The organism is Natronomonas sp. (assembly GCF_047616845.1).
GTDB lineage: Archaea > Halobacteriota > Halobacteria > Halobacteriales > Haloarculaceae > Natronomonas.
Genome location: NZ_JBLGBY010000004.1, coordinates 38,714 through 59,110, shown reverse-complemented (window position 1 = coordinate 59,110; position 20,397 = coordinate 38,714). Strand labels below are relative to the sequence as shown.

Sequence of the window (20,397 nt, the reverse complement as noted above, 5' to 3'; positions counted from 1 at the left end):
CTGAGAGGGGCCGAATATGCGATTTTCGGTGGCGTTTGTCGTATCTGACCTTTTGGATGCAACTAAATACTGTTCCGTAGCGAACTCATAAATCATATGTCGCTATATCAAATCTATGAAAATCGCCATCGCTGTCAATGTCCGATATCAGACAGCAGAACCCCCAGCTGTTAGCGATTCAACAGCCGGTCGAGCAGCTCGGACGCGAGCGCCTTATCGAGCGGGTCGTTCGCGTTGCCACAATGTGGCGACTGGACACACCCCGGACAGCCATCGTCGCAGGGACACCCCGCGAGCATATCCCGAGTCGTCGCCATCAGTCCCTCGGCGTCCTCGTAGGCTGTCCGGGTGAGGCCTACCCCGCCGGGGTAGCCGTCGTAGATGAAGATCGTCGCCGCGTCGGTGTGGGGATGCAACGGCGTCGACAGCCCACCCACGTCTCGCCGGTCACACAACACGGTCGTCGGAAGCATCGATATCATGGCGTGCTCGGCAGCGTGGATGCCACCCGGTAGGTCACCGCCGGCCTCCAAGGCGTGGGCTGCATCGTCGGGGAGCGCGAAATACAGCGCGCGCGTGCGCAGACTCGTCTCGGGAAGGTCGAGCTCCTCCGCCCTCAGCGACTCGCCCGTGGAGGCGTCGAATCGCTGGAACCCGGTGATCTGCTTGCGCATCTCGGTCTCGGCGAACTTGACCGAGACGTCAGGACGCGTATCGAGTTCCTGGGCTGCGATATCCTCCTCGACGGTGATCGTCTTCTCGTGGAGCACGCGCGTGAAGTAGTCGGCCCACGTCGTCTGCAGTTGTGCGACGTTCGTGCCCAAGTCGAGGTCAGTCACTTCGTAGGTTCGACCCTGGTGGTGATAGATCGCTCCGGGATGGGCGTCCCGAAGCGCATCGTCGAAGGAGAGTTCGGCGATGGTCTCGCCGTTCGGCCCCCGAAGCCGAATCTGCCGGTCGTCGATTGTCCGTAATCCCATCTCGTGTTGTGGGCTCGAACCGTTGTTGAGCCACCGCACCCCTTCGTCCGTTTCACGGCGTGAGAGGGCCCCCTCATCCGTCAGGTCGGCGACGACCTCGGGGAAGCGCTCGCCGAAGTGTCGATCGGCCTCGGGTCGAAGCCACGATTCGTCGGCTGCCGACCGGACGTGACCCGGCATGAGGCGGTCGTTTTCGGGATTGGTGACGGCTTTCTCCGGGTCGCCGTCGAAGAACGCCGCCGGGTTCGACATCAGATACTGGTCGAGCTGGTCTTCGCCGGCGACGAACGCGACGAGCGAGGGATCGCTGCCCCGGCCAGCCCGGCCAGCCTGCTGGTGGGCCGCCATCCGCGTCCCGGGATAGCCATCGAGGATGACCGCGTCCAGCCCGCCGATATCAACGCCGAGTTCGAGGGCGTTGGTACTCCAGACGCCACGGACATCCCCCGACTGGAGTCCGGCCTCGATTGCTCGTCGACGGTCATCCGTGAGGGCGGCCTGATAGGCCTCGATACTGTCCACGAGGTCGTGTTCCCCGCGCTCACGGAGGCGTTTCCCGCTCTCCGTGGCGTACCGTTCGGCCGTCTGTCGCGACCCCGTAAACACGAGCGTCTGGTGGCCGCGCACCACGAGGTCACAGAACAGCCGCTCCGTTTCGGTGTGACTGGAGCGTCTCCGACCGCTTCCCCACCCGTCCTCGCCGTACTCCGGCGGATTCCAGAACAGCCAGTGGGTCGGCCCGGATTCGCTGTCGTCGGTGTCGACGAGCCGGATGGAATCTCGGTTCCGGTTTGTGACTGTCGCTGCGTGTTCGACCGGGTTACCGATGGTCGCAGAACAGCAGACGAACTCCGGGTCGGCGCCGAACTCCGCACAGAGTCGTGCGAGCCGCCGGAACACGAGCGAAACCTGGCTGCCGAACACACCGCGATACTCATGTACCTCGTCGACGACGACCGTTTCGAGCCGCTCGAAGAACCACTTCCAGAGCCGCCGAGCGTGGGGTAAGAGCCCGTAATGCAGCATATCGGGGGTGCAGAGAAGCACCGTCGGCTGTCGGTTCCGGATGGCCTGCTTTTCGCTGCGTGACTGCCGGCCGGTGTACTGTTCGACGGTGACACCGCTTCCGAATCCGAGGTCGGCTGCCAGCCCCGATAGCGTCTCCGTCTGGTCGTTGATGAGCGCGACCTGCGGTGCGAGATACAGCGTCGTCGCCCGCCGCTCCATCGCCCGCTCGAAGGCAAGAACCGTGTATGCGAGGCTCTTGCCGCTCGCCGTTTCGGTCGCGAGGACGACGTCCTCGCCCGAGCGAACCGCGTCGATAGTCTGCGCCTGGTGGGCGTAGAGCCGGTCGATATCGCGAGATTGGAGGGCATCTTCGAGCCGCGAGTCCAGCGTCACGTCCTCGAAGCGAGCCGCGCCGCCGTCAAGCACCTCGTGGGCGCGAATCTGTCCCTCGTAGTACGGCCGTTCCCGCAGCCACCCAACGGTTTCGTCCACGGGTTCGGTAACGGCCGAGCGGGCCTAACGGTTCCGGAGTCATGTTTAAAAGCGGCGAGATAGCCGGAGGAACACACTTCCCGGTCGACACGGACTCTCGAATACATGCGGTACGTCGAACTCAGAGTTCGGCCGGAAGGCCGATGGTTCCACCCGATAGACGAACACATCGCCGCCGACCCCGACCTCCGACACGGGCCCGTCCACAACATCAATCGGCTCGAGGACGGAACGGCCGTCATCCTCTATGAGATCGTGGGGCCGAAATCACGCATCGGCGAACTGCTCGAAGCGCACGGGACGAGCCTGAAACGCGAGACCGCAAACGTCGGCGAGAGCACGCTCGTGTGGGCACATATCGACCCGGACGATATCATCTCCGAGCTCCTCGATATCATGATCCGGTACAGCATCATCGTCGACACGCCGATCGATTTCACGGCCGACGACGAACTGTCGTTGACGCTCATCGGCGAATCCGACGTCATCCGGGAACTGTTCGCGAATACGCCGGAGGATGCGCAGGTGACAGTCGAGAAGACCGGCGACTACCAGCCGACGACGGAACGGCTCTTCGGCGAGCTGACGGCTCGACAGAAGGAGGTGCTCCTGGCTGCACTCGAGGCCGGCTACTACGACGAGTCCCGGCAGGCGACGTACGATGACATCGCATCGGTCGTCGACTGTAGCGCGACGACGGTCGGCGAACACCTCCGGAAAATCGAGGGGCGCCTCGTCCGTGGAATCGTGCCCGTCAACGCCTAAACCGTGGTCGGCGCCAGCGTCTCGACGAGTCGGCTGGCGAGTTCCGCGCTGGCCTGGTCTCCTTCCTCCGGATTCTCCAGCAAGACCGTCTCGCTCGGGAAGAGTTTCTCACCAACGCGAAGCCCGTGGTCTCGTGCTGTCGACCCCGTGACCGTCAGATAGACGCCGACACCGACCGACGCAATCGCGGCCTCCTCCTCGCGAGTGCCCGGATAGCGGAACGTGATTCCGTCGATTGCGCGGGTGCCGAGTACCGCCTCGACGAGGCGCTCGTAGCGCGGCGAAATACATAGCGGGCCCTCGTACTCCGCAATGAACTCACGGGTCGGCGTCTCGGTGGCGTCCGGTGTCGCAAGCAGCGTGTGATAGACGGTGTCGCCGAGGCCGCCGACGACCCGGACGTCTGTGTCGCGCGGGTCGATGCGCTCGTTGAGTTCGGCAAGACTGGAGAGCGGTTCGGGGTCGAGTCGAACCACCTCCTCAAGCACCAGGTCGGCGCTATCGAAGCCGAGCGCGAACTCGTGTTTCCGCAGGGCGCGGAACGGCTCCTCACGACCGACGAGCTGGAGGTCGTGCTCGCCAACATCGACGGTCAGGCTGTCGAAAACGACACGCCGAGGCATACCGGGGCGGGCGTCACGCAGCAGGGTGTACTCGGGGCCGTATTCGTCGGTATCGCTGTAGGAGGCGAGCCGATCGTAAACGCCGGCGTCGGCGGTCTGGTCGCCTTTCGTTATCGCCTTCTCGTACCGGAGCGTCGAGGCGATTTCGTCGGCTGTGGCTTCGATATCGGCGACGCCAGAAACCCGTTCGAGAACCGCCTCCAGTGGCCGACCCTTCCGCGGCACGGCGACCCGAATCGTCGTCATTGTCGAAGCGAGAGCCTCGATAAATAAAACCGGCGCGGTTTCGGCGATGAAACGTCGAGAGAACGAGTGGTTACTCGTCGTCGCTGCTCTGGCCCGCAAGCCCACCGAGGGCATCCGTGAGTCGGTCGCGCATCTCGGCGACGTCCTCCAGTTCCTCGGAAAGGTCGTCGATACCGGCTTCGAGTTCGTCGATGCGCTCTTCGGTCGCCTCGCCGATTCCTTCCTGCAGCTCTTCGAGTTCAGCGGCGATGTCGGCGGCGTCGGAGGCGGCCTCGTCCACCGCCTCCCACAGTTCGTCGAGTTCCTCGTCGAGGCGCTCCTCAACTGCCTCGTCGACCGATTCGGCCGCCTCGAGGGCGTCATCGGCCGTCTGTTCGATGCCACCGACGCGTTCATCGACAGATTCGACCTCTTCGCGGAGGTCATGGAGGAGTTTCTGAGCGTCGCCGTTCTCGTCGATGAACTCCTCTAGGGCCTCGGTGTAGGCACCGAGGTCTGCGACCTCCGACTGGAGGTGTTCGATGCGGGCTTCGATGCTCGCGCTCGCGAGATCGACTCCGAGCGCATCACGGAGGTCATCGACGGCATCCTCGTCGACATCACCGGAGCGGATCTCGTCGGCCAGCGCCGAAACGAGGCTTTCATCAGCGCCGACCGCAGACGCGGCAGCCGCGTCGGTATCAGCCGCCGTTTCCTCGTCAGCTCCCGTCTCGGGTTCCGTGTCGATGTCGACGTCGATATCGCCAGACTCCTCGCCCGTTTCGTCGGCTTCATCCTCCGCCTCGGCTTCGTCCGTCGAATCCTCGGCAGGCTCTTCGAGGTCGAGGGAGGGCTGGTCGGATTCCTCCGACTCGTCTTCGTCCGCTTCCTCCGTGTCGACTCTGTTGACCGCACTGGAGACATCCTCGTCCGTTTCGAGGTCGAGGTCGCCGTCGGTGTCAGAGTCGTCGCCCTCGATGACGTCGCGGACGACGTCACCGGAGGCATCATCGCTGTCTGCTTCAGGAAGTGGCGGGTCGATCGATTCGAGTTCGGGTTCCGTCATGAACTTCTCGGCGTCGGCGGCGTCGCCGCCACGGAGGCCATACACGGTCGTGAACTCCTCACCGGGCTCGAAATCCCGTTCGAAGACGATAGCGCCGTCCTCGACGTCCCAGAACTCGGCGCCGTACTTCGGATGGAAGCCGATATCCTCCGGTTCGGTGTCATCCGGTACGGTGTCGGACATGCGTACGGAGACCGCTTCGTCGCGTTCAGAGCGGATGACGAAGGCGATTGCCGGGACGGGAAAATCGTCCGGCTCGAACGACTTTTCGACGCTCACTCCATCGCTCGTCACCGCGACGAGTTCTTCCTGGTCGGCGTTGCTCATGGTTGGTAATGAGACTTATCTCAAATAAACCTGTTCGCCTGAGTCACTGCTCGATTCACCAACGAGACGTTCTCTACAGCCGTATCTCGTCACCGATTTCGTACACTTCGACCCGTCGGGGATGCTCGAAGCTCCGGACGTGATCCCGAATGGCCTCGGGACTCGCTGTCAGCCCCTTCCACATGTCCCAGTGGGTCGGCACAAGCCGGTCGAGTTCGAGTTGGGCCGCCGCTTCGGCTGCCATGTTCTCGTCAGCGTACCACTTCGTGTACGTCGGCTCACGGGTCTGCTTGTCCGGAATCATACCCGCCGACCCGAACGCGACGACACCAAGGTCGATGTCGTAGCGGGAGCCGATCTCGTCGAAGGCGTCGCTCGGGCGGGCGTCACCGCCGTGAAAGAAGGTACCGGCCTCGTGTTCGATGACGTACGAGATGGGGTGGTCTGCGTCGGGGTCGTGTGCCGGCTCAACCGACACCGTCAGCGACCCAATTTCGAAGCGCTCGCCCTCACTGACCGTACTGAACGCCTCGGCAGTGAGGTCGTACTCGTCCGTCCACTGCGAGGCCGTCTCGATGGAGGCCGACGGGCCGTAGAACGTCGCGGCTGTCTGTTCGAGAATCGGGGCCTGCGACGGGCCGTGGACGTGGTCGGTGTGTTCGTGGGTCGCCAACACGGCGTCGGCCTCGGTGACGTCTTCGGGGTCGAACGGAACGGGAATCATCCGCACCGTCCGTGGCGGGTCGCCAACCCCGAGATACGGGTCGATGAAAACCGTCGTTCCGTCGGCGGCTTTCAGGATGAATCCGTTACAGCCGAGATACCACAGCGTGAGGCCGTCGGGGTCGGCGTCGGCGACTGCTCGCGGGAGCCAATCCCCCCAGTCGGAGTGTACCGTCATGGCGGATGTTGTGTTGGACAGCGTAAAAAAAGCGCGCGGTCGGAACCGCTCAGTTGGCATCCATGTCGGGATGCCACCGTGGCCGGAACTCGAAGCGAGCGCCGCCGGTCTCGGAGTCGACCAGCCGCAGCCCCCATCCGTGAGCATCGGCGATGGCTTCGACGATAGCCAAGCCGAGGCCTGTCGATTCCTCTCCCTTCGAGGTGTAGCCGAACTCGAAGGCCTCCTGCTTGAACTCCTCGGGGATACCGGGGCCGTCGTCCGCGACGTAGAAGCCCTCGTCCAGCGGCCCGACGCGAACGGTGACATCCGGCCCGGCGTGCTCGACGGCGTTTTTGAACAGGTTCTCGAACAGCTGGAGGAGTCGTTCGCGGTCGGCGTCGAGTCGGTCGATTCCCTCCTCGAGGTCGAGCGTTGCGGAGCCGGTATCGACGTACGCCCAGGCCTCGCCTGCGACGGCAGCCACGTCAAGCGACTCGGGATGCCGGACGGTCTGGCCGTGCTGGCCGAGGGCACGGAGGTCGGTGATGAGGGTATCCATCCGTTCGAGAGCGCTCTTGGCCTTGTCGAGATCGTCCGTCGAGTCATCCGCGATAGCGATGTCGATCCACCCGATTGCGACCGACATCGGGCTCCGCAGGTCGTGGCTCACCGTCGCGGAATACTCCTCGAGTCGGTCGTTCTGCATCGCCGACAATCGGTCACGTTCGCGGCTGTCGGTCACGTCCTCGAAGACGGTGATGACGCGGGTCACTTCTCCCTCCTCGGAGACCGGTAGCGCATCGACGGACAGCCATTGCGTGTGTCCATCGTGGGCGATACCGTACGTCGAGTCGAAGACCGAGCTCCCGGTTTCGGCGGCGACTCGGTCGGGACGGGCGTCTGCGGGCATCGTGTTCCCGTCGGTGTCGAGGAGCTCCCAGTCAGCGTACGCCTCGGTGAGTGCTTCCTCGTCGAGGTCGAACACTCGTCCAGCATGGCGGTTCTGCGCGACGACGGTTTCGCCGTCGAACACGAGAACGCCGTAGGGACTGGTTTCGAAGACGCCCGCAAGCGCCTCGGCGTATTGCAGGAGGTCGCTGGACGATTCGTCGCTGGCAGCCTCGCGGAGCGCGAGGAGATGGACGCCGGGCGTGAGGCCAGCGATGGCAGCGAACTCGCAGGTTCGGCGCTCCTCGTCCAGACGTACGTCCCAGTGGCCGCTCGCGCGGCCGGTATCGAGCAGCGTCTCCCACGACGCATCGAACGCCGCCTCGGAAAGGAACGACCCCATTAGCCGCCCTTCAAGACCGTCAATAGCGTCGAACAGTGCCTCTGCTGGGTCGTTGGCGGCGAGACACTGCCCATCGGCGTCGACCAAAAGCAGCGGGTCGAGCGCCCCCTCGAAGGCGTCGCGAAACAACTCATCGTCGAACGGCGCTGCAGCCATGAGTACCTGCTCGGTGTGCAGCGGGAAAAAGGATTCGTGCGTTCGCGGTCAGTCCTGACAGCAGCCGCCGGCTTTCTCGCCGAAATCGACCTCGAGCGGCTCGGAAATCGTGTGGTTGAGCTCCTGGAGTTTCAGCTCGATCTCGGATTGGGCCTGGAGATACTCGGCCATCTTGGGCTTGCTGTGAAGCTCTTCTTGGGCGCTCTGCAGTTCACGCAGGTCTTCGTTGGAGGCGCTGCCGGTCTGTCGAGCCATCATGAACTCCTCGCGGAGCTGTTCGAACTCCCGAATCTCCTCCTGCAGTTCCTCGTCGCTCTCGACGGCCGCTTTGGACTCGAGGAAATCCTGATAGGCTGGCAGCTCGGTGATGGCCTCACCGAGGCGCTCTGCGAGTTCGTCGACATCGTGTGTCACGTCGGCGTCCGGGGTAGTCTCGACGCTCATTACCAGCTCGTTCGGCTTTGCGACCTAAAGAGGTGCCGGATAGAGCCCACAGTGCCGCAACTGCACTCCGGGAAGCGACGCTGTGAAACACGCACGTTTTACGCCCTGACGCACAATCCTGTTCCAATGAGTCAGGAATCGGAGCCCGAGTACACGGAGGGTGACCTCCGGAACACGGGCATGTCGCTCAAACACGAGCGGACGTGGGATTACGAACTCGACCGCATCGTCGACGCGGTCGAGGAGCGCGATGCCTCGACGGTCGGCCTACAGTTCCCCGAAGGGCTGAAGCGGCGAGCACCCCGCGTCGCCGACGACCTTCGGGGAATCCTTCCCGAGGACGTCAGCGTGATGATCTCGGGCAAGCCCTGCTACGGTGCCTGCGACCTCGACACGTACATGATGCGACGGACGGACGTCTTCGTTCACTTCGGCCACTCGCCGATGAAGGAGTCGGAGAAGATCATCTACGTGCCGCTGTTCTCGAACGTCGAAGTGACGCCCATCATGGAGGAGTCGCTGTCGGAGCTGTCAGGCCCCGACGAGGACGGAGAGTCTCAGGGAGACGGCGAAGCCGTCGGACGCGTCGGCCTCGTGACGACGGCCCAGCACATGAACAAGTTCGATGAGATGCGCTCGTGGCTCGAAGAGCGCGGCTACACCGTCGAGACGCGGCGCGGCGACGAGCGCCTCACCAACGAAGGGCAGGTGCTCGGCTGTAACTACGCCTCCGCGGACGTCGACGCCGACCAGATCCTCTACGTCGGCGGCGGGAAGTTCCACCCGCTCGGCCTCGCGATGGAACACCCCGACAAGAAGGTCGTCATCGCCGACCCCGTCAACAACGTCGTCACGGTCGCCGACACGGAGAAGTTCCTCAAACAGCGATACGCCGCCGTCCACAAGGCGATGGACGCCGAAGAGTGGGGCGTCATCTTCTGTACCAAGATCGGGCAAGGTCGCTGGGAGACCGCCGAGGAGATCGTCGAGAACAACGAGAACGCCTATCTCATCACGATGGACGAGGTGACGCCCGACCGACTGACGAACTTCGGGCTGGATGCCTACGTCAACACCGGCTGTCCGCGCATCACGACGGACGATGGCCCGCAGTTCAAACAGCCGATGCTCACGCCGCAGGAGTACCGAATCGCCATCGGCGAGGAGCCACTCGAGAACCTGGAGTTCGACACCTTCCACGGCACCTGGTAGCCGGTTCAGCCGACCCGAAAGCGTATATTTTCTCGCTCGAACGCTTCCGTTGATGCCCTCCACTCGCCGCCGTTTCCTGACCGGTACGGCCGCTGTCGCCGCCCTGTTGGCCGGCTGTAACGAGACGGATTCCAGTGGTTCGACGGGCACCGTCACCCCGGTCGATGTGCCCCGCACGGACAGGCAAATTCTCCGTGAGGCCTCGGAGATATCCTATCCCGACGTGTCCAAATCGGTCATCGTCTCCGACACCCACCAGCGGGCCGCAATCAGGCACGTCGAATCCGTCATCGAGCGTCTCGAGACGGTGCTCGCGGAGAACGACGTCGATTTCTCGGGGTTCGAACGGCGGGGCGCATCACGCGACCCGACAGACAACACCGAGGACGTTCGAACCCGGATTAAAGACGCAAACGAGAGGATCGAGACCGCCCGCGAGGACGACCCTTCGAGTGAATCACTTCGCTCGCTCGAACGCGCGCTTCGGACGACGAGTGTGCTGCTCGGATTCGTGCTCGCGGAGACGGGCCAAACCGAGCTCGCGGACGTGGAAGCGACGCTCGAAGCCGAACGAGCAGCGGTAGCCGACATCAAAGACGGACTGGAGTATCGCATCGCCCAGCCGGTCGAGGAACACCTCCCGACGCTGTACGCCGCGGAGACGAAGCTCAGTCGCTCGGATCAGCTTCAGTTCGTCGCCGACACCGTCGACGATGCCGACCCGAAAAACGACCAGTACGCGACCGAAATCGGGCAGGTACGCCGCAGTATCGAGCTCCACCGTCGCCGCCGCGACGACGCGAAGCGGTTCATCGACACCGCGACCGACGCGGACGCGCCGCCGCTCCGAGACGCCATCGATCGGAACGTGGTCGCCCTTCGGGAGTCGCTGGAGCCGATCGCTTCTGAGTACCGCGATTGGGACGGCGGAAGCGAGAACGATTCGATCGCGTCCGACCTTCGGCGCAGCCGGGCGAGCGTCGGGCGGCGGACGAGCCGATGGCTCTCGAACATGGAGCGTCATCGGACGGACGGGAGCCGGGTGCTGGGCCTGCGCGACGGTCTCGAACAGCGAATCGAATTCGCCGCCATCGACGCCGCCGTCTCCAGGTCGCTGGCCCGCCTCGATGGCCGTGAATTCCTGGCCGAGGCGGTCATCAACGAGAAGCAACGCGCCGTCGCTGCCGTCGAAGGCGTTGCGGGCGGATCGGCGTTCCTGCGCGATGTCGGCCGCCGCAGCACTTCGGTTCTCGACATCGCGGATCGAAACCGACGACCGGATGGCGTCGCGGTGGACGTTGTCGCCCGGACGTACTTCCTGTATGCCGTCGCCGCCGAGTGGGCCACACGCGCGGACGAACAGTGTAGCGACCTCCTGGCATCGTTGCAGGCCAAACAGTCATAGGCCCACGCTCGAAAGGAACTCGCAATGGCCTCCGACACCGACGGCGGGGACGACCGGCTCGTCGACCTCTATCGGGAGTACATCGGGGAACCGGACAGTCGAACGGACGTGTATCTCGGCTTTGCGCTGTTCTTCGGCGGACTCGGCCTCGGTATCCTCGGGCTCTTCCTGTTCATCATCGAGCGTGGCGTCCTCGCGGGCGAACTGTTCTGGCTCCGCGAAGTCGCCTTCGTAGCGGGTGCCCTCGGGCTTCCCGTCGTTCTCGTCTCCGTCGTCGTCTTGCTCCCGGCCGACCGACGCGCGACGTACGTCGCCGGCGGCGGGCTCGCGATAACCATCGCCGCCCTGGCGTTCTTCGTGGCCGTGTATCCGAGCAACTGGAATCACGGGACGCCGGATTACAGCCTCCAGGGCGTCTCCATCTACGCCATCGGTGTAGTGAGCGTGCTCGCGGCAACCGGGTCAGCGCTCGTCGGCTACCACATCGAGCGCGCCCAGGGCGTCCCGGCCGGGGGAGCGGCGAGCGCACCGACACCAGACGACGATGCATCGAGCAGCGCCGACCCCGCGGCGACCGAAGCGCGGGTGCAACAGGATATCGAAGCGGCGATGTCGGACACGGAAATCTCGTGGGGTGGCGTCGAGAAGGTCGAGACGGGCCAGCTGAACATCACGCCCGACGCCGAACTTGACGGTGAGGAGCTCGACCAGTCATCCGCGACGGTGCATCGGTCGAAAAGCGTCGATGACCAGCTGTCGGCACTGCAAGGGATGAAGGGTGGCGAGGAACGCACGGACAGCGGGAGCGGTGTCGACGACCAGGCGATGGCGCTGAAGGAACTCCGCGAACAACAGAAGGCGGAGGCCGACGAGGAAGACGGCAGCCTCGTCGACCGACTCAAATCGCTCGCCGGCCGCGGCGAATGAACCCGAACGACCCCTGTGCTGTGGCGTAGATTTAATAGATACCCGGCGGGCGTTATCTTATGGCACGCGGCATCGACGTCGGGACGATGAACATCGTCTCGGCAAAGCAGGATGGTAACGAGACGGTCTTTGTATCACAGCGGAACTCCTTCGTCGAAATCGAGTACAGCGACATGGCCGAGCGGATGCTCAGCCGGTCTGACGTGCTCCACATCCGCAAGGACGATAAGGTGTACGTCGTCGGCGACGACGCCCTGAACTTCGCGAACATCTTCAACGAGGAGACCCGCCGGCCGATGAAACACGGCATCCTCTCCTCGGAGGAGAAATCCGCGATTCCGATGATCAAACTCATCATCGAACAGGTCGTCGGCGAGCCGAACCGCCCGAACGAGCGGGTGTACTTCTCGACGCCCGCCGACCCCATCGACTCCGACCTCTCGACGCTGTACCACCAGAAGACGCTGGAGTCGTTCCTCGGAGATATGGGCTATGACCCCGAGCCCATCAACGAGGGGATGGCAGTCATCTACTCCGAGCTGGCCGACCACAACTTCACCGGCCTCGGTATCTCCTTCGGCGCCGGCATGACCAACGTCTGTCTGTCCTACTACGCTGTTCCCGTGATGACGTTCTCCGTCGCCCGTGGTGGCGACTGGGTCGACGAACAGACCGCCACCGCGACCGGCGAGACCGTCGACAAGGTCACCTCCATCAAGGAAGACGAGTTCCGTCTCGACTTCACCACCGACGCCGGCGGCGTCGAGGGCGCGCTGTCCATCTACTACGACAACCTCCTCGATTACGTCATCGAGAACATCGCTCGCGAAGTCAACGAGGAAGACGTCGAGGAAGGCCTCGACGTTCCAGTCGTCGTGACCGGCGGCACGTCCAGCCCGCAGGGCTTCGAGAAACTGTTCCGTGAACGGCTCGATAAGGCGAACATCCCCTTCTCGATCAGCGAGGTTCGGAAGGCCGACGAGCCGCTGTACAGCGTCGCCCGGGGCGCGCTGGTCGCCTCGAAAACCGAAGAGGAAGAGGAGTCCGGCGCGGAGGCCGAGGAGGCCGAAACCGCGGCCGAAAACTGATATACTGAGCTCGATTTCTCAGCGGTCGTCTCCCGCCCCGCCGTCGTTCGAATGCACCGCAAGGTGGCCGTTCAGTTGTCCCTGCGTGTCGAAGGATTTCCCGCAGATTTCACACTCGACCGTGTCGCTGTCATCTGAATCGGTGGGTGGCGTCGGGTCGTTCTCGGTCGTTTCGGCGGTGCCCGATTCTATTCGCTCGATCTCGTAGAACCTGGAGAGTGCATCGTCCCACGACTCCGCGTCTCGGAGCTCGCTTCGGTGTTCGACGGGGACGCCGATGTAGCCACAGGACTCACAGGTGACGGCCTCTCTCCCCTGGAGTTCGTACCGCTCCAGGGCGCTGCCACACCGGGGACACTCCATGGTGATTCGTTACGCATGCGGTGGAAAGAAGCTATCGCGTGTTACAGCCGCGGTAGCAGCGGGGATTCGGGAATTACGAGTGTGCATACACAAACCTATTTCAATTCCCCGCAAGTATTGCATCGGTATGACCGATGGGAACGCGGGCGCGACGCGACGGCGGTTGGCACAGGAACTGGCCGTCGTCGCCGGGTTCGAAGACCCACGGGCGCCGCTGGAACAGTACCACACGCCGCCCGACCTGGCAGCCCACATCGTCCACGTCGCCGACCTTCAGGGAGACATCGAGGGCGAGACCGTCGTCGACCTCGGCTGTGGAACGGGTATGCTCGCGCTCGGGGCAGCGCTTCGCAGTCCGACACGCGTTGTGGGTGTCGACATCGACCCGGCACCGCTGTCGACAGCGCGCGAAAACGAGCGCCGCGTCGGGGCGATGACAGACGTCTCCTGGGTGCGCGGAGATGCCACGACAGCACCGTTGTGTCCCGACGACCCCGTGACAGTGCTCATGAACCCCCCGTTCGGTGCCCAATCGGGGCAGGAAGGTGCCGACCGGGCGTTCCTCGAAACCGCAGCCGAGGTCGGCGACTTCTCGTATTCGGTTCACAATGCCGGTAGCCAGGAGTTCGTCGAAGCGTTCGCGGACGACAACGGCGGCGAGATTACCCATGCCTTCGCTGCGGAGTTCGAACTCCCGCGGCAGTTCGACCACCACGATACGGAGACGCGACAGATCGACACCGAAGTGTTCCGTATCGAGTGGACGGGCTAACCCGAGCGGCGAGCGATACGGAGCCGTGTCTCACCGCTCTCTGCGAAGAGGTTGTCCCCATCGCGCTCGAACGTGATTCCGCCCGCACTCGTCGTATTCCCGACCGGTGGAACGGTCGTGTGTCCGAGCGTCTCGTTATTTCTGGACACGACGATTTCGAACTCGGTAGCCGCGGGGACGATAGAGACGTTCCGGCCATCGAGTCGCGCGTCGGCCATCGCGCGCTCGGCGCGGTAGACCACCGGATTCTCCTCATCATCGACGACTCCGAGGCGGACGTAGTAGGTCGATTCGCCGCCGACGAGATTCCAGGTCGTTCGCGTCGCGCGGACGTCTTCGTTCCATGTCAGACCGCCGAGTCGTACCGTCGCCTCGCCCTGCGATGCGAGCTTGCGTTTCGACACTTCCTCCCACCAGATGTTGCGCTGTTCGGAGACGACGATGACACCGCTCGCGTTGACTCGTTCTGTGGTATTGTTGCCACCGGTCGGGAACGGTACCGCGGGGATGAACTGGTTATCGACGTCCTCCGCGTAGAAGACGGTGTAATCGTCCACCTCGACAGCCTGCGATTCGCCGAGACCCGCGCTCGGGTCGTCGACGACGAAGAGATTGAACGGGATGGCGACCAAGGCGAGCGCGAACAGGCAGGCGATGACGAGGCCGTAGGCCGCTTCGCGCCGTGAGAGATTGATGCTCGGAATCAGGTCTCGCGGCGAGGCTGTCGCGCCGCTTGCGATAAGCGCCGCAAGCAGGAAAACGAGGGCCGCACCGAGCGCGCGGAAGAGCCGGTAGGTCTCCGAGCCCTCGATGGTGTATACCGCCCAGAGGCCGCGGTCGACGGCGAAGACGAGCGCAGCGAGCCAGACGTGGCTGGATTTCGGACGGACGCCGCGGCGATACAACAGCGCGATGCTCGCGACGACGCCGATGAAGAGCCCGAGGGCGTGCCCTTGAATCGCGATGCCCGCCCACCACGGCCGCGAGAACGATTCACCGGCGGTTTGCTGCACCGTCGGCGAGCGGAGCGCGGTGAAGACGAGATTGACAACATTGCCGAGCAGGACGGCGACGATAGTGCCGAGCGGATACCGGATGAGTGCGAACCCGACGAAGGCGAAGACGACGCCCGAGAAGCCGATGACTGGCCCGAGCGCAAACAGCCCGGTGAGGACGGCGACGGCGAAGACGCCGACGGCCCAGCCGAAGATACGGGCGAAGGGGTTCGTCCGGAACGACGAAAACGTCGTCGAGCCGCGTTTCTGTGGGAAGTGACTCCAGGCGTATTCGGCGAGCGTGCCGAACACGAGCGTGCCGAGGAGGTTCCCCGTGACGTGGCCGAGATTCGCGTGTGCGAACCCGGCCGAGAGGATGCCAGTCGGATAGAAGTAGCTCCAGGCGCGGAACGGGATGACGACCGGGTCGTAGGGGTTCGCGAGGCCGTCCTGCGGGAACAGATAGAACAGTGCGACGAACACGACGGCGATGAGGGTTCCCCACGGAATTCCCATGACCAGACGCTCACGGGCGCGTTGGCCCCAGCGGCCGCCGGGGCGAGTGAGTGCGACGAGTGTTCCAAGCGAGACGACTATTCCGGCCGCAAGAACCGCATACCAGACGGCGGCCGACGAATCCATATGCACTCCGTCGGCGTCGGTTGACAAATAAGCCGACGGTTTCGCGGCAGTGGCCCCGCCTACCGGGACGGCTCGACGACGAGCTTGCCGAACGCCTCACGCTCCAGCATATCGTCGAAAGCCTGGCCGGTCTCTTCGAGCGAGTACGTCCGGTCGACCGGCGGTTCGAGGTCGCCGTCGGCGACGAGCGCAACGAGCGTCTCCAGCTCCGGCTGCGTGCCCATCGTCGAGCCGACGATGCGCTTGTGCTGGAGGAAGAAGGGCGCGACCTTGAACGAGGAACTCCCGCCGGCGGTACGACCGCAGATGACCATCGTCCCGCCGCGTTTCATCACCCCCAGGCCGGCCTGCGTGAACTCGCCGCCGAGATGGTTGATGACGGCGTCCGGGTCGCCAATCGAACGTACCTCCCGGACGAGTTCCTCGGGGTCGCCCGAGCGAATCGTGTGTGCACATCCCAGGTCGTCGAGCTCGGCGAGCTTCCGTGCAGACGTCGAGGTGCCGATGGCGTCGGCACCCAGCACGGCAGCCAACTGGACGGCGGCGACGCCGACGCCGCCCGTCGCTCCGGGAACGAACACCAGGTCGGTCGGTTCGACGTCGGCCTCCAGCAGCATGCGCCACGCCGTGAGGTACGCGGTCGGCAACGCGGCGGCCTCGGCGAAGCCGACCGAATCCGGGAGCGGAATCAGTCGGCTGGCATCCACCAAGGCCTGCTCTGCGAGCGCGCCGTGATACAGCATGAACTGCTTGCAGAGCGTTTCGGGCCCCTCCCGACAGAACTCACACTCGCCGCATGTCTGATTCGGACAGAGAAGCACTCTATCGCCCTCCGAAACCGCGGTTTGCTCGCCCGCCTCCCGGACGACGCCAGCGGCGTCGAGCCCCGAGACGAACGGGAGTGCACCTTTGGGCACCATCGCGGATTCGCCCTGAAGTATCCAGAGGTCGTGGCGGTTGATGGAACAGGCTTCGACATCGATGACCGCCTCGCCACTGCTGGGTTCGGGGTCGGGCCGTTCCTGGATGGTTACCTCATCGCCATCGCCGAAATCAGTGAAAACTGCTGCGCGCATGGCTCCGACGTCACGCCGTGAGATGTTATACGTTCGCTCCGCTCAGTCGTGTACCAAGACGTCGATGACGTCCGTCCCCTCGCTTTCGAGGGCCTCCTCGTAGACCTCGGGGAACTCATCCGGCGTCTCGACGAGGTGGCCACGGGCACCGTGGCTCTCGACGTTCTTCGGGATGTCGACGTGCGGGTCGAAATCCATGCCGACGAACTCGTAGTCCTCTTCCTCGCCACCCATCATCTTCATCGTGTTGTCCTTCAGGATGCGGTAGTTGCGGTTGTCGGGGACAACGATGGTCAAATCGAGGTCGTTGCGCGCCGCCGAGTAGATTGTGTTGGGGTAGTACAGATACGAGCCGTCACCGATGTAGCCGACGACGTTCCGGGGGTCGTCCTGCAACGATTCGGCGTACGCCGCGCCGACGGAGGCGGGCAGCCCGTATCCGAGGCCGCCACCCTTGTTCGAGAGGTACTGTTCGGGCTCGAACGGGAACCGCGTCAGAAGCGCGAACTTCGAGGTGACACCTTCGTCGACGATGTACGTATCCGGGTCGACAGCTTTCATGTTGTCGACGAGTTCGGCCTTCGACGAGCGGGTGTCACCCTCGGGGGTCTCGTCCTCGCCGAGGTCTTTCATGGTCGATTCGAGGCCGGCTTTCATCGTGCCGACGTAATCGATTCGGCTCTGGCGTTCGTCCTCGTCGAGTCGGTCTTCGACGCGCTCTGCAATCTGTGTCATGATTTGGCCGGGGTCGCCGATGACGGCGGCGTCGGCGGGCTGATTCTTGCCGACCTCCCAGGCGTCGCTCGAAACCTGAATCGTCGTCGTGTCCTCGGAGACGAGCGGCTGTTCGTGGTGCATCAGCGTCGTGTTGGTCGAACAGCCGACGAGCCCGAGCGTGTCGGTGTCCATCAGCATCGAGGCGATGCCCTCGTCGGGGCCGATGAAGGAAATCCACTGCTCGTGGTCGGTCGGGTAGTTGACCTCGCTGGCGAGGATTTCGCCGTGGACGCGGGCGCCGGTCGCCTCCGCGAGTCGGACGGCTGCGTCGACGGCCTCTTTCCCCGCTCGGGCGACGTGGTCGCCGAGGACGAGCACGGGCTGGTCGGCCTCGACGAAGTAGTCGGCGGCCGCCTCGATCTGTTCGATATCGCCGCCGCCAGCGTCCGGAATCGGGCCGAGCCGCTCCGGGCTGGCGTCGGTTTCGGTCATCATCACATCGGCCGGCAAGGAGAGGAACACGGGGCCGGTCGGTGGCGTCATCGCGACCCGGAACGCCCGTCGGACGAGCATCGGGAGCGCGTCGATGTGGGTGACTTCGGCGGAGTATTTGCAGAACTGCTCGACCATCTGCTCGAGGTCGCCGGTGAGAATCGGCTCCTCGTGGCGGAAATCGAGTTCGTGGTTGCCGGCGGTGACGACCATCGGCGCGCCGCCGTACATGGCGCCGAAGACGTTGCCGAGACCGTGGGCGAGGCCAGGAGTGATATGGAGGTTCACAACGCCGACGGGACAGATGGCGGGGTCGTCATCGGCGTGGTATCGTCGCGTCGAGGCGTAGCCAGCCGCCATCCCGGTCGCGACGTCCTCCTGGAGGCCGAGGACGTATTCGAGGTCGCTGTCGGCCAGCGCGTTCATGATGGGCAACTCGGTCGTTCCGGGGTTGCCGAAGACGTGTTGTACGCCGTACTGTTCCAGGGCGTCGACGAAGAGATCCGCGCCCGTGTACGAATCGGTCATGCCATTGCCTGTCGGGGCCAGCAGTATATAGTTCACCCCGTCGGAACGTTGCGAGCTTCATGCTGACTAAATAGTATCGTGATGTCGAAGCTACTCCGGCTGAAGCGCCCGCATCGTCGCCTTGATCTGGTCGAGGTCGGCCTCGCGCGGGAAGGAGACGGAAACGGCTTCGACGCCTTTGACATCGGTGAACTGCTCGAAGTGTTCGCGCGCCGATTCGGGCGTCCCCCAGACGGCGAGCTGTTCGAGCACGTTGTCCGGGAGCGCCTCCATCGCTGCCTCGTGGTCGCCCTCCTGCCAGTTGTCGTAGACGGCATTGGCGACATCCTCGTGACCCTGGCGGGCGAGGTTATCGCGGTAGTACGTTCCCATACCGCCGATGTAGAACGCCGAGTGCTGTTTGACGAGGCGCTTTGCCTCCTCGGGGTCGTCGAGCGCACAGCAGGTCAACGAGAGCGTAACGCGCTGTTCGGAGCGGTCGCGGTCGCCCATCTCGGAGCCGCGGTCGAAATCCTCCAGTCGGTCGCGGAGGCCATCGCGGGTGAGCAACAAGGCGTGCCAGCCGTCGGCGAACCGTCCCGCAAGCTCGACGGCCTTCGGGCCCATACCGGCCGTCTCGACCGGCGGAACCGGGTCGGGGGCCTCACAGCGCAGGCGGAACCCCTGCAGGTCGAAGTATTCCCCGTCGTAATCGACCTCCTCGCCGGAAAGCACCTGTTTGACGACATCGACCGTCTCGCGGGTACGTCGCAGTGGATTGCCGAAGTCGGCGCCGTGCCAGTTCTCGATGACGATGGGCCCGGAGGGGCCGAGACCGAGTCGGAAGCGGCCCTCGGAAACCTCCTGCAGCGTCGCCGCGGTCTGACCGATAAGCGACGGCGAGCGGGAGTACACCGGCATGATCGAAGTGCCGATGTCGATGGTCTCGGTTTCGCGGGCGATACAGGTCAGCGCCGTGACGGCGTCACGACCCCAGGTTTCGGGAAGCCACGCCGTATCGTATCCGAGTTCCTCACCCAGTTCGGCCTGCTCGACCAGCGCGTCGACGCTGGGTTGGGCCGCAACCGGCAGGAAGACGTCTCGCTCCGTCACGCTTCGAACCTCCGTTGACTCATACCTCTGGCGTCTCTTCGATGTCGGGTAATCCTTTCGCCGTAATGGTTTCGCCGATGATATACGAGGACGCTTCCGTCGAGAGGAACTGGACGATATCCGCGATCTCCTCGGAGAGCCCCATCCGACGCTTGACGTCGTCGCGGTCGACGTTCTCCGCGGAGACGCCCATCTGTGATTCGACGCCGGGCGTGGCGACGAAGCCGGGGGCAATGCAGTTGACACGGATGTCGTGGTCGGCGTACTCGTAGGCAAGCGTCGTCGTGAGGTTGACGACGCCGGCCTTCGCGGCGCCGTAGTGACTCATGTACGGCGAGCCTTTCGTGCCCGCGACGGAGGCGAAGTTGATGATGGTGCCGCCGTCGCCCTGTTCTTGCATCTGCTGGCCGGCGACCTGCGAACAGTGGAAGGTGCCGTGGAGGTTGATGTCGACGATGGTTTTCCAGCCGTTCTCCGAGATGTCATCGAAGCCAGCCATGAAGGAGGCGCCGGCGTTGTTGACCATCGTATCGAGCGAGCCGAACTCCTCGACGGTGGCCTCGACGAGCGCCTCGACGGCGTCTCGGTCGCGGACGTCACACTCGACGGCGATGGCCTCACCGGGGCGGTCGCTCTCGTTGATCTCCGCCGCGACCTCGTCGACCTTCTCCTGGGTACGGGAGGTGACGACGACGTTCGCGCCGCCGTCGGCGAACCGCTTTGCGGTTACCGCACCGATGCCCTGGCTGGAACCGGTGATGATGGCCGTCTTGCCTTCGACGCTGTACTGCTCTAGCATCGCTGCTCACGCGTCGCGTAGACGCTCGT

The 20,397-nt window shown here is 64.2% G+C and carries 18 protein-coding genes; 6 read left to right on the top strand and 12 right to left on the bottom strand.

Features of this window, described 5'->3' with window-relative positions; genetic code table 11:
• Positions 1-170: 170 nt before the first annotated feature.
• Complete coding sequence (locus ACI8UR_RS01735) at positions 171-2,480, bottom strand: DEAD/DEAH box helicase (protein ID WP_415087488.1); 2,310 nt, start codon at positions 2,478-2,480, stop codon at positions 171-173.
• Positions 2,481-2,585: 105 nt separating this feature from the next.
• Between ACI8UR_RS01735 and ACI8UR_RS01730 the strand changes: the two genes are divergently transcribed.
• Complete coding sequence (locus ACI8UR_RS01730; RefSeq protein ID WP_415087487.1) at positions 2,586-3,245, top strand: helix-turn-helix domain-containing protein; 660 nt, start codon at positions 2,586-2,588, stop codon at positions 3,243-3,245.
• On the opposite strand, the gene ACI8UR_RS01725 is transcribed toward ACI8UR_RS01730, so the two are convergent.
• The 5 genes from ACI8UR_RS01725 to ACI8UR_RS01705 all read right to left on the bottom strand — a co-directional run bounded on the left by ACI8UR_RS01725 (position 3,242) and on the right by ACI8UR_RS01705 (position 8,260).
• The gene (locus ACI8UR_RS01725; RefSeq protein WP_411716328.1) at positions 3,242-4,114 is read right to left on the bottom strand and encodes a hypothetical protein; all 873 of its coding nucleotides are present in this window, start codon (positions 4,112-4,114) and stop codon (positions 3,242-3,244) included. The two genes, ACI8UR_RS01730 and ACI8UR_RS01725, sit on opposite strands and share 4 nt — an antisense overlap.
• A gap of 70 nt (positions 4,115-4,184) precedes the next feature.
• A complete protein-coding gene (locus tag ACI8UR_RS01720) occupies positions 4,185-5,486 on the bottom strand; it encodes a hypothetical protein (protein ID WP_411716327.1) in 1,302 nt (433 codons plus the stop codon).
• A 73-nt stretch (positions 5,487-5,559) separates the two neighbouring features.
• Positions 5,560-6,387: an MBL fold metallo-hydrolase gene (locus ACI8UR_RS01715; RefSeq protein WP_411716326.1), complete on the bottom strand. Its 828-nt coding sequence runs from the start codon at positions 6,385-6,387 to the stop codon at positions 5,560-5,562.
• 49 nt (positions 6,388-6,436) lie between these two features.
• Positions 6,437-7,816 (bottom strand): ATP-binding protein, encoded by a 1,380-nt coding sequence (locus ACI8UR_RS01710; protein WP_415087486.1) that lies wholly within the window; start codon positions 7,814-7,816, stop codon positions 6,437-6,439.
• 48 nt (positions 7,817-7,864) lie between these two features.
• Positions 7,865-8,260 carry a YlbF family regulator gene (locus ACI8UR_RS01705; RefSeq protein ID WP_411716317.1) on the bottom strand — a complete coding sequence of 132 codons (396 nt, stop codon included), beginning with the start codon at positions 8,258-8,260 and terminating at the stop codon, positions 7,865-7,867.
• Between the two features lie 126 nt (positions 8,261-8,386).
• On the opposite strand from ACI8UR_RS01705, the gene dph2 reads away from it, so the two are divergent.
• Genes dph2 through ACI8UR_RS01685 form a run of 4 tightly spaced genes read left to right on the top strand, consistent with a single transcriptional unit; the run spans position 8,387 to position 12,892 of the window.
• A complete protein-coding gene (gene dph2 / locus ACI8UR_RS01700) occupies positions 8,387-9,472 on the top strand; it encodes a diphthamide biosynthesis enzyme Dph2 (RefSeq protein WP_411716316.1) in 1,086 nt (361 codons plus the stop codon).
• Between the two features lie 52 nt (positions 9,473-9,524).
• Positions 9,525-10,877 carry a hypothetical protein gene (locus ACI8UR_RS01695; protein WP_411716315.1) on the top strand — a complete coding sequence of 451 codons (1,353 nt, stop codon included), beginning with the start codon at positions 9,525-9,527 and terminating at the stop codon, positions 10,875-10,877.
• A 24-nt stretch (positions 10,878-10,901) separates the two neighbouring features.
• Positions 10,902-11,804, top strand: coding sequence for a permease (locus ACI8UR_RS01690; RefSeq protein ID WP_415087485.1), 903 nt, complete (start codon positions 10,902-10,904; stop codon positions 11,802-11,804).
• Positions 11,805-11,863: 59 nt separating this feature from the next.
• Positions 11,864-12,892 (top strand): hypothetical protein, encoded by a 1,029-nt coding sequence (locus ACI8UR_RS01685; RefSeq protein ID WP_411714170.1) that lies wholly within the window; start codon positions 11,864-11,866, stop codon positions 12,890-12,892.
• A gap of 18 nt (positions 12,893-12,910) precedes the next feature.
• Here the strand turns inward: ACI8UR_RS01685 and ACI8UR_RS01680 are convergent, their stop codons facing one another.
• On the bottom strand, positions 12,911-13,255 hold the full coding sequence (locus ACI8UR_RS01680) for a C2H2-type zinc finger protein (protein ID WP_411714171.1): 345 nt from the start codon (positions 13,253-13,255) through the stop codon (positions 12,911-12,913).
• A 127-nt stretch (positions 13,256-13,382) separates the two neighbouring features.
• Here ACI8UR_RS01680 and ACI8UR_RS01675 point away from each other — a divergent pair, with 127 nt between their 5' ends.
• The gene (locus ACI8UR_RS01675; RefSeq protein WP_411714172.1) at positions 13,383-14,027 is read left to right on the top strand and encodes an METTL5 family protein; all 645 of its coding nucleotides are present in this window, start codon (positions 13,383-13,385) and stop codon (positions 14,025-14,027) included.
• Here the strand turns inward: ACI8UR_RS01675 and ACI8UR_RS01670 are convergent.
• The 5 genes from ACI8UR_RS01670 to ACI8UR_RS01650 all read right to left on the bottom strand — a co-directional run bounded on the left by ACI8UR_RS01670 (position 14,024) and on the right by ACI8UR_RS01650 (position 20,368).
• Positions 14,024-15,664: a rhomboid family intramembrane serine protease gene (locus ACI8UR_RS01670; protein WP_411714173.1), complete on the bottom strand. Its 1,641-nt coding sequence runs from the start codon at positions 15,662-15,664 to the stop codon at positions 14,024-14,026. The genes ACI8UR_RS01675 and ACI8UR_RS01670 overlap by 4 nt on opposite strands.
• Positions 15,665-15,723: 59 nt before the next feature.
• Positions 15,724-16,740 (bottom strand): quinone oxidoreductase family protein, encoded by a 1,017-nt coding sequence (locus ACI8UR_RS01665; RefSeq protein ID WP_411714174.1) that lies wholly within the window; start codon positions 16,738-16,740, stop codon positions 15,724-15,726.
• A 42-nt stretch (positions 16,741-16,782) separates the two neighbouring features.
• Positions 16,783-18,477, bottom strand: a complete 1,695-nt coding sequence (locus tag ACI8UR_RS01660) for a thiamine pyrophosphate-binding protein (protein ID WP_411714175.1) — start codon at positions 18,475-18,477, stop codon at positions 16,783-16,785.
• A gap of 90 nt (positions 18,478-18,567) precedes the next feature.
• Positions 18,568-19,569 (bottom strand): TIGR04024 family LLM class F420-dependent oxidoreductase, encoded by a 1,002-nt coding sequence (locus ACI8UR_RS01655; RefSeq protein WP_411714176.1) that lies wholly within the window; start codon positions 19,567-19,569, stop codon positions 18,568-18,570.
• Between the two features lie 19 nt (positions 19,570-19,588).
• Positions 19,589-20,368 (bottom strand): SDR family NAD(P)-dependent oxidoreductase, encoded by a 780-nt coding sequence (locus ACI8UR_RS01650; protein WP_411714177.1) that lies wholly within the window; start codon positions 20,366-20,368, stop codon positions 19,589-19,591.
• Between the last annotated feature and the right edge of the window lie 29 nt (positions 20,369-20,397).

Coding starts and splice junctions, on each gene's coding strand:
- ACI8UR_RS01705 (WP_411716317.1), bottom strand. CDS start 8,260: ATGAGCGTCGAGACTACCCCGGACGCCGACGTGACACACGATGTCGAC.
- ACI8UR_RS01650 (WP_411714177.1), bottom strand. CDS start 20,368: ATGCTAGAGCAGTACAGCGTCGAAGGCAAGACGGCCATCATCACCGGT.
- dph2 (WP_411716316.1), top strand. CDS start 8,387: ATGAGTCAGGAATCGGAGCCCGAGTACACGGAGGGTGACCTCCGGAAC.
- ACI8UR_RS01720 (WP_411716327.1), bottom strand. CDS start 5,486: ATGAGCAACGCCGACCAGGAAGAACTCGTCGCGGTGACGAGCGATGGA.
- ACI8UR_RS01710 (WP_415087486.1), bottom strand. CDS start 7,816: ATGGCTGCAGCGCCGTTCGACGATGAGTTGTTTCGCGACGCCTTCGAG.
- ACI8UR_RS01690 (WP_415087485.1), top strand. CDS start 10,902: ATGGCCTCCGACACCGACGGCGGGGACGACCGGCTCGTCGACCTCTAT.
- ACI8UR_RS01730 (WP_415087487.1), top strand. CDS start 2,586: ATGCGGTACGTCGAACTCAGAGTTCGGCCGGAAGGCCGATGGTTCCAC.
- ACI8UR_RS01680 (WP_411714171.1), bottom strand. CDS start 13,255: ATGGAGTGTCCCCGGTGTGGCAGCGCCCTGGAGCGGTACGAACTCCAG.
- ACI8UR_RS01670 (WP_411714173.1), bottom strand. CDS start 15,664: ATGGATTCGTCGGCCGCCGTCTGGTATGCGGTTCTTGCGGCCGGAATA.
- ACI8UR_RS01665 (WP_411714174.1), bottom strand. CDS start 16,740: ATGCGCGCAGCAGTTTTCACTGATTTCGGCGATGGCGATGAGGTAACC.
- ACI8UR_RS01695 (WP_411716315.1), top strand. CDS start 9,525: ATGCCCTCCACTCGCCGCCGTTTCCTGACCGGTACGGCCGCTGTCGCC.
- ACI8UR_RS01660 (WP_411714175.1), bottom strand. CDS start 18,477: ATGACCGATTCGTACACGGGCGCGGATCTCTTCGTCGACGCCCTGGAA.
- ACI8UR_RS01715 (WP_411716326.1), bottom strand. CDS start 6,387: ATGACGGTACACTCCGACTGGGGGGATTGGCTCCCGCGAGCAGTCGCC.
- ACI8UR_RS01725 (WP_411716328.1), bottom strand. CDS start 4,114: ATGACGACGATTCGGGTCGCCGTGCCGCGGAAGGGTCGGCCACTGGAG.
- ACI8UR_RS01675 (WP_411714172.1), top strand. CDS start 13,383: ATGACCGATGGGAACGCGGGCGCGACGCGACGGCGGTTGGCACAGGAA.
- ACI8UR_RS01685 (WP_411714170.1), top strand. CDS start 11,864: ATGGCACGCGGCATCGACGTCGGGACGATGAACATCGTCTCGGCAAAG.